Below are 16,100 nucleotides of genomic sequence, written 5' to 3'. Positions count from 1 at the left end.
TTTCTCTCATGAAACGCACGTTTCCCCTTCTATTCGCCGCCTGGGCGACGGCCGCGGTACCGGTCTCCGGCCCGGCACTGGCTCAGGCGACCGAACCAGGATCCGAGGAGGACGGCCTGTCGCTCATGGAGCGCGGCGCGGAGCTGTTCTTTCGCGGCGTGATCGACGAGATGCAGCCGGCTTTGCGCGAATTGCGCGCGTTGGCCGAGGATCTGGGGCCCGAGCTGCGCGACTTCGTCTCGGCGATGGGGCCGGCGTTGCGCGACCTGCTGGAGGAGGTCGAGGACTGGTCGGCCTACGAAGCGCCCGAGATCCTCGACAATGGCGACATCATCATTCGCCGCAAGCCCGATGCGCCGCCGCTCGACACGACCGAGCCCGATCCGCAGGACAGCATTGAGCTCTGAGAGACCTCAGCCGATGGCGACCTCTGTTTCGGCTCCGAGCGAGTTCGCCAGCGACTTGAAGCGCGCCTCGGCCACTTCGCCGAACAGGTCGGATGCCTCCTCGGTCAGGGACAGGCGCAGGAAGCGCTCGACCGGATCCCATTCGAGGCGTGCACCGGCGGTGCTGCGTTCCGACATCCAGAGCATGGCGCCGAAGCGCAGTGCCTTCCCGAGGATCTCGGCCTGCTGCGTCTCTTCGGCGTCGATCAGACCGTTGAGGTTCTCGAACCGAGTGCCTTCGCGCTTGTTGCGGTAGCGGTGCAGCAAAGCGAGCCCGAGAAAGACGCGTTCCCAGTGCTTGAGCCCGCCGAGGTTTGCGCGCGTCGCGTTGTCGAAGCAGGTCTCGGCGCGGTAGTCGGGATGCGCGCGCCAGCTCACGTCGTGGAGCAGGCAGGCCGCCTTCACGAGGCGGAGCTTGGCCGGCGTCGCATCGGCGAAGAGCGGACGCACGAAATCGAAGAGGCGGCGGCCGAAGCCCGGCAACCGCGCGTCCTTCGCCTCGGCGGAGTAACATGCCTCGATCAACGGATCGCGGTCGCGCAGCTTCTGCGGCATCTGTTCGTAGAGCAGGCCTTCGCGGATCCCGTAACTCGATATCGCGATGTCGGCCGGCTTGAACTTCTGGACCAGTTGCTTGAGCACCTCGGCGGCATAGGGCACGAGAGACGCCCGCGAGGAGGACAGACCGCAGCGTCCGCGGAGCTCCTCCATGTCGGACTTCTCGATGAACTTTGCGGTCTCGGCAACGGCCGTCGCGTCCATCCGGTATTCGTGGAGCACGTGCAGCGGATAGGCGCGCCGTTCCATGTCGATGCGCGCGATCGCCCGCCACGAGCCCCCCACGAGGAACAGCCGGTCGCGTTGCGTGCCCATCGTCTTGGCCAGCCCGCTTATCACTTCCTTGATGTGCTTATCCCGCGCCTTCCGCCCGCCGGAGACGTCGCGCATCTTGAGCGGACCGAGCGGCGAGGTCACCCGCCGTCCGACGCGACCGCCGGAGATCTCGGCCAGTTCCATCGACGATCCGCCGATATCGCAGACAAGTCCGTAGCTGCCGGGCCACCCGAGCAGCACGCCCTGGGCCGACAGACGGGCCTCTTCCTCGCCGTCGATGACCCAGATGGTCAGGCCGGTTTCGTCGAACACCTCTTCGCGGAACGAGTCGCCGTCGGCGGCATCGCGGACCGCGGCCGTCGCGACCAGCGTCAGCGGCGCGTTCATGCCCTCGGACAGAAGCGCGAAGCGGCGCAGCGCGGCCAGCGCGCGGACCCGCCCCTCGGGGTTGAGCCGCCCGGTTTCGGACATGCCGGCGCCAAGCTCGCACATGATCTTTTCGTTGTAGAAATACGCGGGCGACCGCGCGGCCCCGTCGAACACCACCAGGCGAACCGAGTTCGACCCGATGTCGACCACGCCCACGCGTGACAGGGCGCGTGCCTCCTTATCGGCGAAGAGGGGCCGGCCGAACAGTCCCCACTCGGCGTGCTCCGCCTCTGCATCCATTCCGCTCATCCCCGAAACGACGGCCCTCCGTCCGTGTCTGGGTGTCTGGCAAGAGCACTCCGCGGGGTCAAGCGCGCGAGGTGCTACCGCTACGTCATCCGGAACGGCTAGCGGTCCGAGCCGTGGGTCAGGCTCGGCACATCCGCGGCGCCAGCCGAGCCTCTGCCCGACAGCGACGGGTTCTCCATGAAGAAGCGGTGACAGTTGAAGGCGAACTCGCCCTCCGGCACCTTTTCGCGGACGAAGGTGCCATCCGGTCCCATGACCCAGCTCTGCGCCACGTCGGCCAGGTTCGCGGCCATGATCTGGCTGACGATCTGCGCCTTCACGGTGTCGTTCTTGATCTCGACGAGATGCTCGATCCGGCGGTTGAGGTTCCGCTCCATCCAGTCCGCCGAAGACATGAATACCCGCGCCTTGGCATGCGGCAGGCCATGGCCGTTGCCGAAGCAGCAGATGCGGCTGTGCTCGAGAAACCGCCCGACGATTGATTTCACCCGGATATTGTCCGACAGGCCCTTCACGCCGGGCCGGATGCCGCAGATGCCGCGGATCACCAGGTCGATCTTCACGCCGGCCTGGCTCGCCTCGTAGAGCGCGTCGATGATATCGGGCTCGATCAGCGAGTTCATCTTGGCCCAGACCTGCGCGGGCCGGCCGGCCTGCGCGTGCTCGGCCTCGCGCTGCAGCATCTCGATCAGAGACGACTTGAGCGTGTGGGGCGAGATCGACAGGTTCTCGAGACCTTCCGGATAGGCGTAGCCCGACAGGTAGTTGAACACCTTGGCCGCGTCGCGCCCGAGCGCGGCATCGCAGGTGAAGAGCGACAGGTCGGTGTAGATCTTGGCGGTGATCGGGTGGTAGTTGCCGGTGCCCCAATGCGAGTAGGTCACCAGCTTGTTGCCCTCGCGGCGGACCACCTGTGCGATCTTGGCGTGCGTCTTCCACTCGAGAAAACCGTAGACGACATGCGCGCCCGCGCGCTCCAGCCGGCGGGACTGCCGGATGTTCGCGGCCTCGTCGAAGCGGGCCTTCAGCTCGACCAGCGCGGTGACCGACTTGCCGTCCTCGGCCGCCTCGCACAGCGCCTCGACGATCGGCGAGTTCTTGGAGGTCCGATAGAGCGTGTTCTTGATCGCGACCACGTCCGGATCCTGCGCCGCCTGCCGCAGGAAGCGGATGACCATGTCGAATGTTTCGTACGGGTGGTGCAGCAGCATGTCCTTCTGGCGGATCGCCGCGAACATGTCGCCGTCGTGGTCCTGTACGCGCTCGGGAACGCGCGGCGTGTAGGACGGCCACAGAAGGTCGGGCCGCGCGTCGAGCACCAGCTCCTTCGTGTCCACGACCCCGACCATGCCGTCTAGCTCGACGATTTCTTCCTCACGCACGTGCAGCTCGCGCATGACGATCTGCTTGAGCTTCTGCGGTGCGCCGGCCGAGATCGTCAGGCGCACCACCTCGCCGCGCCGGCGCCGTTTCAGCGCGACCTCGAACTCGCGCACGAGATCCTCGGCTTCTTCCTCGAGTTCGAGATCGCTGTCGCGCAGCACGCGGAAGCCGAAATGATCCTTCACCTCGTAGCCGGGAAACAGCGCGTCGATGTGCAGAAGCAGCAGATCCTCGAGCAGGATGAAGCGATGGCCGGCGCTGCCCGGCAGCTTCACGAAACGGTCGATCTGTTGCGGGATCGGCAGCAACGCCTGTAACCCGCTGTCCTTTCCGCGTGTCCGGTCGAGCTGAAGCGCGAGGCAGTATCCCAAGTTCGCGATGAACGGAAACGGGTGCGCCGGATCGATCGCCAGCGGCGACAGGATCGGGAACACCTGTTCGAGAAAGACTTCGCGCAGGTGCGCGCGGTCCGTGTCCGACAGGTCGGATCGCGCCACGATCACGATGCCCTCGCGCTCCATCTCGGAGCGCAGTTCGCCGAGGACGCGCTGTTGCGCGGCCATCAGGTCGCGCGCGGCGGCGTCGATCTGGGTCAGCTGCTGCGCAGGCGTCAGACCATCCGCCGCAGGCGAGGTGTTGCCCGCCTGTGTCAGCTCGCGCAGGCCGGCGACACGGACCGTGTAGAATTCATCGAGGTTCGACGCCGAGATGGACAGGAAGCGCACCCGCTCCAGCAGCGGCACGCGCGTGTTCTCCGCCTCTTCGAGGACGCGCCAGTTGAAGCCGAGCCAGCTCAGCTCGCGATTGAAGAAGCGGTCCGGGCCGGACGGGTCGAAATCGGGCAATTCGACCGCGTCGGGCAAAGGCGCCTTGAGAAAATCTGCCTTGGTCATGGTCGCCTTATTGTCTTTGGCAGTGACAGTTTCGTGACCGCCCGCGGCGGAGACGTCAGACATCTGTCGGCACCTCCTGCTCGAGGCGGCTCAGGCAGGCCTGCGCGAGCGCCCGCGTGACCTCGCGGTGCGTGGCGAGGGCGGTGCGGTCGATCTCGTCCACGAGACGTTGCGCGAACGAGAAGGACCGGCGCATGCGCGGCACGAGGTAAGGGACCACCGTCGGGCCGGGGCGTATCTGGCGATCGGCGAACAGCTTGAGCAGGATCGCGCCCAGCAACGCGTCGTCGGGCAGGGCGAGGCGCGCGAACTGCGTGCCCATCAGCCGGCTGGCAAGGTCGGGCAGTGCGAGCCCGAGCTGCGCCGGCGGCGCCGGCGCCGTCATGAGAAGGGCGTGCCCCTCGCTCAGGACGAGGTTGTGCAGGTGGAACAGCGCCGCCTCCGCGGTCCGGTCGCCGGCGATGCCGCCGATATCCTCGACGCAAACGGGTCCGGCCGCGAGGGCCGGCACGTCGGCCGACGGCAGGTCCGCCGCCGCTATGATGCGCGCACCGCTGTCGGCCTGCCAGACATTGGCGAGATGCGTCTTGCCCGATCCCCGCGGGCCCGTCAGGGCGAATTTCGATCCCGGCCAGTGCCGCCAGCCGTCGATCTGCGCCACCGCCAGCGCGTTCGCCTCGGTCACGTAGAAATCCTCGCGTCCCAGCGCGACGCGGACCGGCAGGTCGATCACGACCTGGCGCAGATCGCGCTCAAGCGGCGTCATCTCCGCCCTCCCGCGCGGTATCGGTCGACCCGAGATAGAGCCGCGACCCCTTGTATTGCGCCACGAGAAACCGCGCGATCACGCCGAGCGCGGCGGCGACAGGCACTGCGACAAGCAGTCCGACGAAACCGAACAGCGTGCCGAACACCGACATCGACAGCAGCAGCCACACCGGATGCAGACCGACCGAATCGCCCACGAGCTTGGGCGTCAGCACGTTGCCTTCGATGAGCTGGCCGGCCTGGAAGATCACGGCGACCGCGACAATCCAGATCCATTCGCCCCAGAACTGGAACAGCGCCAGGCCGATCGCCAGGACGCCGCCGACGATGGCGCCGACATACGGAATGAAGGTCAGAAGCCCCGCGATCACGCCGACCACCAGCCCGAACTGCAGGCCGACCGCCATCAGCGCCAGCGCGTAGTAGGTTCCGAGGATGACGCAGACGGTTCCCATGCCCCGGATGAACGACGACAGCGTGTCGTCGATCTCGCGCGCCAGCGACCGGATGGTCGGCGCATGCTCGCGCGGCAAGAGCTCGTCGACCCGCGCCACCATGCGGTCCCAGTCGAGCAGCAGGTACACCGCCACCACCGGAACGATGACGAAGAGCAGCAGGACCGAGATCAGAGATCGCGCGCTGGTCAGCGCCGTCTGGATCAGCTCGCCGCCCCGATCCCGGATCGTCTGTCCGAGAGAGGTCATCGTCTGGCGGAAGACGCCGTCCTCGGCCAGAACCTCGGGAAAGCGCTGCGCAAGGAAGTTCTGCAGGTTCTGGAACAGGTCCGGCGCCGTCTGCACCAGCTGCGAGGTCTGCTGCACCAGCGTCGGGATCACCAGGAGCGCTGCGACGATGAAGATCAGGATCGTGCAGACGGTGATGATCGCGGTCGCCAGAGTGCGCGACGCGCCCGCCCGCTCCAACCGGTCGGCGATGGGATCGAGGAAGTAGGCGATCGCCGCACCGACCACGAAGGGCAACAGGACGTCGCCGAGGAACCACAGCACGACCGCGAAGATCAGCGCGGCGATGCCCCAGTACTTGAGCTGGTCGCGGACGGGCAGGGTCATCGGCGCTCCGGTATCGGTCGGGTCAGGGCGGGGGTGCGGACAGCCCCTGTTGTCGCGCGTTGCCGGGGCCCGTGCAAGTCGCGCACGCGCCCTGCGGCGCCATGGCGCTGCGGTTCAGTGAAGCCGCACGCCCTGGCGCTCGAGCACGCCCTGCACCGCGCCGATATCGACCTCCTCGAACCCGCGCCGGTCCCGCACCGACAGCGCCGCGGCGACGCCTGCGCCCTGGCCGGTCACCGCGCAGCAGGCCATGTTGCGCGTCGCGGCGTGGGCGATCCGGTCGCCGCCAATGCAGCGCCCCGCGACCAGAAGGTCGCGCACCCCGCGCGGCAGCATCGCGCGGTAGGGGATCTGCATGTATCGACCTGTCGTCGGCAGGATCAGCACGCCGTAACCGTCGATGAATTCCGGGTAGATGCCGATCGAGTCGTCGAAGCGCCCCTCGTGTCGGACGTCGGCCTCGGTCATGTCGTAGAGGGCCCGGATCTTGCGGGTGTCGCGGATCCCGATCGACATGCCGAAATTCCGAAGGCGCACGCCCTCGCATCCGGGCGTGTAGTGCCGCAGCACCTCGATCGCCGCCATCGCCTGCGCGCGGCCCTCGATCTCGAACCGGGTCAGGCTGTCGGGATCGGTCCCGTCACAGCCGGCAAGATGGACGAGGTTCATGTAGGTCATCTCGCCGGTGTCGTGCACCGCGCCCCATGTCCCGCCCAGCGTCGACAGGTGCGCCGGCAGGCGGCCCTCCTTGCGGGCCTTGTCGAACGGCTTTCCGAGGAACGGCGAATACATCGCGTCCTCCTTGCCCGAGGTCTCCACCTGCCACTCGCCCGAAGACCAGTCGCCGTAGGTCTGGGGGTCCGCCGCGACGCCGGCGAGGAAGCGCGTCTTGTCGACGCCGGCAAGGTGGAACATCACGCTCGCGGCCTGCATCTCCTCGACCGGGGTCTTCGCCGTCGGCGCGCCGGCGCGGTGGGCAATGTCGGCGTCGCCGGTCGCGTCGATGACTCGCGCGGCACGGATCGCCTCGCGCCCGGCTTTCGATTCGACGATCACCCCGGCGATCCTGTCGCCCTCGAGGATGGGGGCCACGACCTGCCGGTGCAGCATCGGTCGCACGCCGGCCTCCGCCACCAGGCGATCCGCCACCAGCTTGAAGCCCTCGCTGTCGAGTTCGTAGCTCAGCGACTGGCTCTCCGGCGCTGCGGCGCCCATCGCCTTGGCGCGGTCCTCGAACTCCCGGCCGATACCGCCGGCCTCGATCGTCGCGGCGTGCCGGTACCAGGCGAAGCCCTCGACGCCGACCACCGTGATGTTGCCGCCCATGCAGCCGAAGCGCTCCAGCAGGATCACCTGCACGCCCGCGCGCGCCGCCGCCAGCGCCGCGGCCAGGCCGCCGGGCCCCGAGCCCACCACCAGCACGTCGGTCTCGGCGATCACCGGCGTGTGGCGGGCGGGTTCCTCGATCGTCTGCGGCATGCGGGCTCCGTCTTCTTTGCGGCGGCGCGGGCGCCGCGCGGGGTGCGTGTCATGAAAGTGTCACATCTCGCCCGGACCGCCGCGAAGGTCAAACCGAAGGCCCGCATTGCCTTACGGGCGGGGCTTGCCTACACCGGCGCGGCACCCTGCCCACAGACCACCCCGGGAGCCGCCATGCGCCTCAGCCGCTACTTCCTGCCCGTCCTGAAGGAAACGCCGTCGGAGGCGCAGATCGCCTCGCACCGCCTGATGCTGCGGGCCGGCATGATCAAGCAGCAATCGGCCGGGATCTACTCCTGGCTGCCACTGGGCTACCGGGTGCTGCGGCGGATCGAGCAGATCGTGCACGAGGAGCAGGCCCGTGCCGGTCACATCGCCATGCTGATGCCGACGATCCAGTCGGCCGACCTCTGGCGCGAAAGCGGTCGCTACGACGCCTACGGCCCGGAGATGCTGCGCATCCGCGACCGGCACGACCGGGACATGCTGTTCGGCCCCACCAACGAGGAGATGATCACCGACATCTTCCGCAGCCACGTGTCGTCCTACCGCGACCTGCCGATGACGCTCTACCACATCCAGTGGAAATTCCGCGACGAGGTGCGCCCGCGCTTCGGCGTCATGCGCGGCCGCGAGTTCCTGATGAAGGACGGCTACAATTTCGATCTTACCTACGAAGACGCGATGCACGCCTACAACCGCCACCTCGTGAGCTACCTGCGCACCTACGAGCGTATGGGCCTGCAGGCGATCCCGATGCGCGCCGAGAGCGGCCCGATCGGCGGCGACGACACCCACGAGTTCCTGGTCCTGGCCGAGACCGGCGAATCGGAGGTGTTCTACGACAGCGAGATCACCGAACTGACCTTCGGCGCGCGGCGCATCGACTACGACGACCACGCCCAGTGCCGCGCCGTGCTCGAGGAGTTCACGTCGCGCTATGCCCGCACCGACGACACCCACGACGAGGCCGAGTTCGAGGCCCAGGTGCCGCAGGAGCGCCGCCGGCGCGCCCGCGGCATCGAGGTCGGACAGATCTTCTACTTCGGCACGAAGTATTCCGAGCCGATGGGCGCCACCGTGGTCGACCCCGACGGCAACCGCGTTCCGGTGCACATGGGCTCGCACGGGATCGGCGTCTCGCGCCTCCTCGGCGCGATCATCGAGGCCAGCCACGACGATCGCGGCATCATCTGGCCCGAGGGGGTCACGCCCTTCCATGTCGGGATCGTGAACCTCAAGCAGGGCGACGAGGCCGCCGATCTCGCCTGCGAACAGCTCTACGCCGCCGTGACCGAGGCGGGGCTGGAGCCGCTCTACGACGACACCGACGAGCGCGCGGGCGCCAAGTTCGCGACGATGGACCTGATCGGCCTGCCGTGGCGCATCACCGTCGGGCCGCGCGGGCTGAAGAACGGCGTTGTCGAACTGACCTCGCGCCGCACCGGCGAAAGCGAGGAGATGCCGCCCGACCAGGCCGTGACCCGTCTCGCGCAGATCTACGCCGGCAAGCTCTGACCTCGCAGGCGAGGCCCGGCGGCAAAGCGCTCGAACTCCCGCCGCATCTTCTTCTTGGTCCAAGTACTCCGGGGAGCGCGAGGGGCCGGCCCCTCGCTTGCGCCGCCTGCCTCCCGCGCCGCGGTCAGGCCGCGGCCTCGACCTCGGCCACGATGCCGTCGACGACCTGCGACAACAGGCCCTCGTCTTCGCACTCGGCCATGACGCGGATCAGCGGCTCGGTCCCGGACTTCCGGATCAGGACGCGGCCGCGCGCGCCCATCTGCGCCTCGGCGGCGCGGATCGTCTCCTGCACCGTGGCGGCGTCGAGAGGGGCGCGCCCGGGCGTGTAGCGGACGTTCTTGAGCAGTTGGGGCACCGGTTCGAAGGTCCGGGCAAGTGCCGAGGCCGGCTGTCCGGTGCGGACCATCTCGGTCAGGAACTGAAGCCCGGCCATCAGCCCGTCGCCCGTGGTGGCGTAGTCCGTCATGACGATGTGGCCGGATTGCTCGCCGCCGAGGTTCCAGCCGCCGCGCCGCATCGCTTCGACGACGTAGCGGTCGCCGACACCTGTCCGCTCGAGCTTCAGCCCCCGGTCGGTCAGATGCCGCTCGAGGCCGAGATTGGACATGACGGTCGCGACCAGCGTGCCGCCGCGCAGCCGGTCCTCCTCGGCCCAGCGGGTCGCCATCAGCGCCATCAACTGGTCACCGTCGGCCACCGTGCCGGTCTCGTCGATCAGGAGCACGCGGTCGGCGTCGCCGTCGAGGCAGATGCCGAGGTCGGCGCCGTGCGCGACCACGGTTTCGCGCGCGACACGCGGGCTCGTCGAGCCGCAATCGCGGTTGATGTTGAAGCCGTCGGGTGTCACGCCCAAGGGGATCACCTCGGCGCCGAGCTCCCACAGGACGTCCGGCGCCGTGCGGTAGGCGGCGCCGTTGGCGCAGTCGATCACCACCTTCATGCCGTCGAGCCGGATGCCGGAGGGCACGGTCGACTTCACGCGCTCCTGGTAGCGGAAGCGGCCGTCGTCGATGCGGCGCGCCCGCCCGATCTCGCTCGCAGGGGCGAGGTCGACGCCCGAGGCCACCAGCGCCTCGATCTCCGCCTCCGCGGCGTCGGAAAGCTTGAAGCCGTCGGGACCGAAGAACTTGATGCCGTTGTCCTCGGCGGGATTGTGCGAGGCCGAGATCATGATCCCGAGATCCGCGCGCATCGACGGGGTCATGGAGCCCACCGCGGGCGTCGGGACCGGGCCGAGCAGCAGAACGCTCATCCCGGTCGAGGTCAGCCCGGCGGTCAGCGCGGTCTCGAACATGTAGCCCGAGCGTCGCGTGTCCTTGCCGATCACCACACGGTGCACGCCGGCGGTGTCGCGCCTGAAATAGCGCCCCGCGGCGGCGCCGATCGCCAGCGCCGTCTCGGCGGTCATCGGGTAGCTGTTGGCGCGCCCGCGGACGCCGTCGGTTCCGAAAAGCTCACGTCCCATCTGCCTGTCCTTCGCTCACTGCCTGCCAGAGCCTCAGCGCGGCCTTGGTCTCGGCCACGTCGTGTATGCGCAGAATCTGCACGCCCTCGGCCGCTGCGGCAAGCGCAACGGCGATCGAGCCCGGCGCGCGGCGCGCGGGATCCCGCTCGCCGGAGATCACGCCGATGAAACCTTTGCGGCTGGCGCCCACGAGCACAGGGCAACCGAGCCCGTGAAAGAGCGCCGCGCCGCGCAGGAGCGCGAGGTTGTGCGCGACCGTCTTGCCGAAGCCGATGCCGGGGTCGACGACGATGCCCGTGCGTGGAATGCCCGCTTCCTCCGCCGCCGCGACGCGGGCGGCGAGCCAGTCGTAGACACCGAGGAGCACGTCATCGTAGGCCGGCGCGTCCTGCATGGTCTTCGGATCGCCCTGCGCATGCATCAGGCAGACAGGCAGGCCCGCCTGCGCGCAGAAGGCCGCGAGCGCGGGGTCGTGGGTCAGCGCCGCGACGTCGTTGACGAGCGTGGCGCCCGCTGCGACCGCGGCCTCGGCCACCACCGCCTTGCGCGTGTCGATCGAGATCGGCGGCATGTCCGTGTCGCCGTTCAGCGCCTCGAGAACGGGCACGACGCGGTCGCGCTCCGCCTCTGCCGGCACGGCATCGGACCCGGGGCGGGTGGATTCGCCGCCGATGTCCAACAGGTCCGCCCCGGCCGCGGCCATCGCGCGTCCGTGCGCCACCGCCGCGTCGCGCCCGTCATGCGCGCCACCATCGGAAAAGCTGTCGGGGGTGACGTTCAGGATGCCCATCAGCCGCGGCCCGTTCATATCGACGCCGGCCACCGGAGCGCGCGCGGCGGTCAGCGCCTGCGCCCAGTCGGCGGGCATGGCGTCGGCCGGTACGATTTCGGGCGCGGCGCCGCGGCGCAGACGTTCGGCATGGGTGAACCAGTGCGCGCCGCCGGCAAGCGCATGGGCGCCGGGCGGACGCGCTGGCCCGCGCTGGACGAGGGGTCGGAAATAGTCGCTCATGGGGCCCGAATGGGCGAGCACGCCGGACATGGCAAGCCCTCAGAGGGGCGCGCCGACCTCGAGCGCGCGCAGCGGCACCTCCGCGTCCTCCGGCAGGTCGGCTCCGGCCACGATCAGTTCGCGCGCCGCCATCTCGCCGGCGAACCATGCAGCGAGCGCGACCGCGTCGCGGGCCGGGCCCTTGGGGCCGCTGGTGGCATCGAGCACCATTTTCGACGGCGCCCAGATGCTGATCTGGCCGTTCTTCATCGCCCAGTCGAGCTCGGTCCGGGTCGCCACGACCTTGGCGCGCGGGTCGCGCGCGGCCAGCCGCCACCCGTTCTGCTCGATCGCCAGCAGGTCGATGCGCCGCTGCACCATCGGATGCTCGGCGCTCGGTACCGCGAGCGCATGCGGCCCGACGCACAGGATGAGCGGGGCACGCGCCGCCTCGAGCGTGTCGATCCAGCCGGGCAGGGCGGCGGCGTCGATGGCCGCGTTCGACAGGTAGACGACCCGCGGGTGCGGCCGCTCCTCCGCGCGTTCGGCGCCGCGCTGGCCGAGCTCGCGCCGGCCGCGCACGATCTCCACTCCGAGCGCGCCCGGGCCGCGATCGAGCTTCTCGATCCGCACGAAGGCGCGCAGCGCCTGCGGCTCGGCGAGGATGCGCTCGGCAATCCGCTCGGCCAGCGTCTCGAGCAGGTTCACGCGTTCCGCGGCAAGTTCGGCACTGATCGCCTCGGTGACCCGGTCGTAGGACAGGATGCGGTCCACGTCGTCGTCGAGCGGCCCGGTGAAGGGCAGCACTTCGACCACGACGTTGAAGTTGACGCGCTGGGTGGTGCCACGCTCGGCCTGGAAGGCGCCGATCTCGACCTCGCGGACATGGTCGCGCAGGCTGATCCTGTCGCGCGGCGCATCACCCGCGGTTGCGAGGCTGCGCTCGGCAGGGTGGGAGAAGGCGAGACGGATTTCGGAGGCCATGGCAGGGCTCGGCGCTTGCATCGTGTTGCGCGACCTTAACCATGCCGCGGCACCGGCTGCCACCCGCTTGCGGCATCGCGTCGACCGGGCGCGACGGTGCCTGCGCGCGAATTGGGCGTGGTGCCGGATGCGGCCGGCGGGACAGGCGGATCGCGGCCGGAGCCGAGATCCGCCTCGCGGCGCGGTCAGCGCATCGAGATCTGAAGCGGCTGACGATAGAAGCGATGCACGCCGATCTGTGCGGTCATCGGAAACGCGTTGGCCCAGCGGGGGCTGACCGCGACGGTGTGATAGTGGGTTGCCCCGTCGGTGAGCTCGCGCGGCGCGCCCTCCAGCATCAGACCGGCCACCTTGCCGACCTGCGTCTTGGCGCGCGCCTCGTGCATCGTCTCGGGCAGGCCGTCGCAGGTGTAGGAGAACTGGCAGGTCTGGTTCACCACGCCGCAGACGCTGTCGGGATAGCGCGGGCTGTCGACGCGGTTGAGGATGACCTCGGCCACCGCGAACTGGCCGCGCAGACTCTCGCCGCGCGCCTCGAAGTAGAGCGCCTCGGTCAGGCACTGCCAATCGCGGCCGCCGGCGTCGAACGGATGCTGCGACAGCCAGCGGGCGTCGTAGCGCAGCGACTTCACCGCGTTGTCGGGCGTGGTGACGAGACGCTGAAGATGCGCCGCGCTGGCGGCGTTCAAGGCACGTCCTTCAACGCGCATCAGGTCGGCAATGTCGTCTTCGACGGTATCGGCACGAAGCGGAAGCGCGCACACAAGGGCAGCGAGTGTCGCGAGCAGGACACGGAACATAAGCACACCTCAGAATGTTATCCCCAGGCTTGCCCCCGATCTGCGCCGGGCGCGGCAAGACGGGAGCGGGCCTAAACACGGCGGCCTTGCGAGTCCAGTTTGCGACATTCGGTTTCGGCGGTGTCTTGCCGATCGCCACAATTCACATTCAATATGTCGCGTGCGAAATTCTCAGGGGTGGCTGATCTTGTCGTCGGCCCGATCGCGCAGCGCAAGCTGCGCTGCCGCCAATCGCGCCACCGGAACGCGGAACGGCGAACAGCTGACGTAATCGATTCCCGCCGCCCGGCATACCGCGATCGAATCCGCGTTACCGCCATGCTCTCCACAGACCGATATGGTCAGGTCGTCACGGCCGGCGCGACCGCGCTGCACACCGATGCGCAGGAGCTCTCCGACGCCGTGCTCGTCGAGGACGTGAAAGGGATCCTCCGCGAAGACCCCCTTCGCGACGTAGTCGGACATGAATCGCCCGGCATCGTCGCGCGACAGGCCGTAGGTCATCTGCGTGAGGTCGTTGGTTCCGAAGCTCAGGAACTGCGCGTGGCGCGCGACCTGATCGGCCAGAAGGCAGGCGCGCGGCGTTTCGACCATCACGCCGAGGCGATAGTCGAAATCGCGGCCCCGCTCGGTCCGGACGGCGGCGGCCACGGCATCGACGCGGGTCTTCACCAACTCCACCTCGCGCGGCGTCGACACGAGCGGGATCATCACCTCGGGGACCACGGGCGCATCCTCGCGGCTCGCCTCCAGCGTGGCCTCGAAGATCGCGCGCGCTTGCATGTCGTAGATCTCGGGCACCGTCACGCCGAGGCGCACCCCGCGCATCCCGAGCATCGGATTGTATTCGCCCATCGACTCGACCCGGCGCGTCACGTCCGTCACCGGCAGTCCAAGCGCCTCTGCCAATTCGCGCATGCCGGAGCGATCGGAGGGCAGGAATTCGTGCAGCGGCGGGTCGAACAGGCGGATGCAGACCGGAAGCCCCGTCATGATGCGGAACAGCTCGATGAAATCGGCACGCTGCATCGGCAAAAGCTGTTCGAGCGCCGCGCGCCGGTCCTCGGGGCCGTCGGCGAAGATCATCTCGCGCATCACGGTCAGCCGGCCGGGTTCGAAGAACATGTGCTCGGTGCGGCAGAGCCCGATTCCGCCGGCCATGAAATTTCGCGCGGTGGTCGCGTCGGCCGGCGTGTCGGCATTGGCGCGCACGCCGATGTCGCGTTCCTCGTCCGCCCAGGTCATCAGTGTCTGGAACGAATCGTCGAGCATCGCCTCGACCATCGCCGGCGCTCCGGCGAGGATCGCGCCGGAGGTGCCGTCCACAGTGATCGTGTCGCCTTCGCGGAAAACGCGGCCGTCCTCTGCCATCAGCAGGCGTTTGCGCGGATGAAAGCCCATGCGTCCAGCGCCAACGACGCAAGGGAGGCCGAGCCCGCGGCCGATCACGGCGGCGTGGCTCGTCATGCCGCCGCGCTCGGTCAGGACGGCGACGGACGCGTGCATGCCGCGCACATCTTCTGACGCGGTTTCGCGGCGCACCAGAACGCACTTTTCGTTGCGCGCGGCCATCGCCTGCGCGTCGGTGGCGGTGAACACGATCCGGCCCGAGGCCGCGCCGGGGCTCGCGGCGACGCCGCTGCCGATCGGATCGCGATGCGCTTCGGGATCGACCTGACGGTGCAGCAATTCGGACAACGCGCGCGGCTCCACGCGCAGGAGAGCCTCCTGGCGCGAGATGATTCCGTCTTCGGCGAGCCTCACGGCCATGCGCACGCAGGCGCGGGCGGTCCCTTTCACCACGACGCCGTCGAGGATGAACAGCCGGCCGCTCTCGATGGTGAACTCCACCTGCATCTCCGCGCGCAGCCGCCGGCGCATGCGTTCGGCATGGCTCAGCAGCTCGGCAAAGGCGTCCGGGGCGAGGTCCTGAAGCGAGGCACCGCGCGCGTCACGCTCGAGATAGAGCGAGGCCGCGCCTTTCTCGAGCGCCTCGCGCCCCTGGCTCTGGCTCAGATACCGCCCCGTGATCTGCGGCAGGCCGGTCACGGGGCTGACAAGCTGCAGCACGCCGGAGCCGCATTCCCCGTGTCCGAGTCCGAGTGCCATTTCCTGCACCACGAGGCCTAGGCCGGCGTCCGCCGGTGCGCCCTTGGCCTGTCGGAGGATGCGCGCGGTCGTGCCCTCCCACGCGCGCGCCATCGAGCGCAGGACGGCGCCGAGCTGAACCGCGGGATCCTGCGGAAACGGCTCTTCGGCTTCTTCGGCATAGGCGTCGAGAAGGGCGGCCAGCCCGTCCGCATCCTCCGCTTCGATGTCCGAGAACACGTCGGGATCGAGCCGCGCCACCTCGACCGCGTAGGCATGCACGAACCGCGAATAAAGCTGGGTCGCCGCCGCGACGCCGATCTCGGCCGACAGGCGTGCGTGGGTCGCGTCATTCAGGCCGACGTTGAGCACAGCGCCCGGTCCGCCCCAGTCCGGGTCTTCGGATGACGGTCGGACGCAGAGGACCGCACCGGCAGGAAAGGCGCCGAGCAGTGCGTCGAGGTCGGGCATCCGGCCGTGCGCAATGCCGCGCACCGCATCGAACGACAGCGCGACCGTTTTCGGAACGGGCAAGTCCAGCCGAACGAGCCGCTGCAGGCACTTGGCACGGCCGCCATGGGTCGACGACCGGACCGGCGCGGTCGGCGTGATCAGTGTGACCTCTGGATCGGTCTCGGCGGGTTTCTGCGGTGCGGCGTCGTTCATCTCCGGCGCAGGATACGCCTGCGAAACGCCCGCA

At 69.0% G+C, this 16,100-nt stretch carries 12 protein-coding genes; 2 read left to right on the top strand and 10 right to left on the bottom strand.

Annotated elements, in window-relative coordinates:
* Positions 1-8: 8 nt before the first annotated feature.
* Positions 9-407, top strand: a complete 399-nt coding sequence (locus ROJ8625_RS06900) for a hypothetical protein (protein WP_085791137.1) — start codon at positions 9-11, stop codon at positions 405-407.
* A gap of 6 nt (positions 408-413) precedes the next feature.
* Here ROJ8625_RS06900 and ROJ8625_RS06895 read toward each other — a convergent pair whose 3' ends face one another.
* The 5 genes from ROJ8625_RS06895 to ROJ8625_RS06875 all read right to left on the bottom strand — a co-directional run bounded on the left by ROJ8625_RS06895 (position 414) and on the right by ROJ8625_RS06875 (position 7,551).
* On the bottom strand, positions 414-1,949 hold the full coding sequence (locus tag ROJ8625_RS06895; RefSeq protein WP_085791136.1) for a Ppx/GppA family phosphatase: 1,536 nt from the start codon (positions 1,947-1,949) through the stop codon (positions 414-416).
* Between the two features lie 107 nt (positions 1,950-2,056).
* On the bottom strand, positions 2,057-4,234 hold the full coding sequence (locus tag ROJ8625_RS06890; protein WP_085791355.1) for an RNA degradosome polyphosphate kinase: 2,178 nt from the start codon (positions 4,232-4,234) through the stop codon (positions 2,057-2,059).
* A gap of 55 nt (positions 4,235-4,289) precedes the next feature.
* Positions 4,290-5,000 (bottom strand): P-loop NTPase family protein, encoded by a 711-nt coding sequence (locus ROJ8625_RS06885; RefSeq protein WP_085791135.1) that lies wholly within the window; start codon positions 4,998-5,000, stop codon positions 4,290-4,292.
* Complete coding sequence (locus tag ROJ8625_RS06880) at positions 4,987-6,072, bottom strand: AI-2E family transporter (RefSeq protein WP_085791134.1); 1,086 nt, start codon at positions 6,070-6,072, stop codon at positions 4,987-4,989. The genes ROJ8625_RS06885 and ROJ8625_RS06880 overlap by 14 nt, the downstream gene beginning before the upstream one ends.
* A gap of 114 nt (positions 6,073-6,186) precedes the next feature.
* Positions 6,187-7,551 carry an FAD-dependent oxidoreductase gene (locus ROJ8625_RS06875; RefSeq protein ID WP_085791133.1) on the bottom strand — a complete coding sequence of 455 codons (1,365 nt, stop codon included), beginning with the start codon at positions 7,549-7,551 and terminating at the stop codon, positions 6,187-6,189.
* Positions 7,552-7,725: 174 nt separating this feature from the next.
* Here ROJ8625_RS06875 and proS point away from each other — a divergent pair, with 174 nt between their 5' ends.
* Positions 7,726-9,069 (top strand): proline--tRNA ligase, encoded by a 1,344-nt coding sequence (proS, locus tag ROJ8625_RS06870; protein WP_085791132.1) that lies wholly within the window; start codon positions 7,726-7,728, stop codon positions 9,067-9,069.
* 124 nt (positions 9,070-9,193) lie between these two features.
* Here the strand turns inward: proS and glmM are convergent, their stop codons facing one another.
* The 5 genes from glmM to ROJ8625_RS06845 all read right to left on the bottom strand — a co-directional run bounded on the left by glmM (position 9,194) and on the right by ROJ8625_RS06845 (position 16,066).
* Positions 9,194-10,537, bottom strand: a complete 1,344-nt coding sequence (glmM, locus tag ROJ8625_RS06865; protein WP_085791131.1) for a phosphoglucosamine mutase — start codon at positions 10,535-10,537, stop codon at positions 9,194-9,196.
* Entirely contained in the window at positions 10,527-11,579 is a 1,053-nt protein-coding gene (gene folP / locus ROJ8625_RS06860) for a dihydropteroate synthase (RefSeq protein WP_370738470.1), read from the bottom strand. Before folP ends, glmM begins: the two co-directional genes overlap by 11 nt.
* A gap of 9 nt (positions 11,580-11,588) precedes the next feature.
* Positions 11,589-12,512, bottom strand: a complete 924-nt coding sequence (locus ROJ8625_RS06855) for a dihydroneopterin aldolase (RefSeq protein ID WP_085791130.1) — start codon at positions 12,510-12,512, stop codon at positions 11,589-11,591.
* Positions 12,513-12,697: 185 nt separating this feature from the next.
* Positions 12,698-13,201: a cell wall hydrolase gene (locus tag ROJ8625_RS06850; protein WP_234984194.1), complete on the bottom strand. Its 504-nt coding sequence runs from the start codon at positions 13,199-13,201 to the stop codon at positions 12,698-12,700.
* A gap of 282 nt (positions 13,202-13,483) precedes the next feature.
* Positions 13,484-16,066, bottom strand: coding sequence for a putative PEP-binding protein (locus ROJ8625_RS06845; protein ID WP_085791128.1), 2,583 nt, complete (start codon positions 16,064-16,066; stop codon positions 13,484-13,486).
* Positions 16,067-16,100: the final 34 nt, after the last annotated feature.

The organism is Roseivivax jejudonensis (genome assembly GCF_900172265.1).
GTDB classification, from domain to species: domain Bacteria; phylum Pseudomonadota; class Alphaproteobacteria; order Rhodobacterales; family Rhodobacteraceae; genus Roseivivax; species Roseivivax jejudonensis.
Note: the sequence above shows the minus strand (reverse complement) of the source record. Positions and strands in the feature narration are given on the sequence as shown.

Coding starts and splice junctions, on each gene's coding strand:
- ROJ8625_RS06900 (WP_085791137.1), top strand. CDS start 9: ATGAAACGCACGTTTCCCCTTCTATTCGCCGCCTGGGCGACGGCCGCG.
- ROJ8625_RS06895 (WP_085791136.1), bottom strand. CDS start 1,949: ATGGATGCAGAGGCGGAGCACGCCGAGTGGGGACTGTTCGGCCGGCCC.
- ROJ8625_RS06890 (WP_085791355.1), bottom strand. CDS start 4,234: ATGACCAAGGCAGATTTTCTCAAGGCGCCTTTGCCCGACGCGGTCGAA.
- ROJ8625_RS06885 (WP_085791135.1), bottom strand. CDS start 5,000: ATGACGCCGCTTGAGCGCGATCTGCGCCAGGTCGTGATCGACCTGCCG.
- ROJ8625_RS06880 (WP_085791134.1), bottom strand. CDS start 6,072: ATGACCCTGCCCGTCCGCGACCAGCTCAAGTACTGGGGCATCGCCGCG.
- ROJ8625_RS06875 (WP_085791133.1), bottom strand. CDS start 7,551: ATGCCGCAGACGATCGAGGAACCCGCCCGCCACACGCCGGTGATCGCC.
- proS (WP_085791132.1), top strand. CDS start 7,726: ATGCGCCTCAGCCGCTACTTCCTGCCCGTCCTGAAGGAAACGCCGTCG.
- glmM (WP_085791131.1), bottom strand. CDS start 10,537: ATGGGACGTGAGCTTTTCGGAACCGACGGCGTCCGCGGGCGCGCCAAC.
- folP (WP_370738470.1), bottom strand. CDS start 11,579: ATGTCCGGCGTGCTCGCCCATTCGGGCCCCATGAGCGACTATTTCCGA.
- ROJ8625_RS06855 (WP_085791130.1), bottom strand. CDS start 12,512: ATGGCCTCCGAAATCCGTCTCGCCTTCTCCCACCCTGCCGAGCGCAGC.
- ROJ8625_RS06845 (WP_085791128.1), bottom strand. CDS start 16,066: ATGAACGACGCCGCACCGCAGAAACCCGCCGAGACCGATCCAGAGGTC.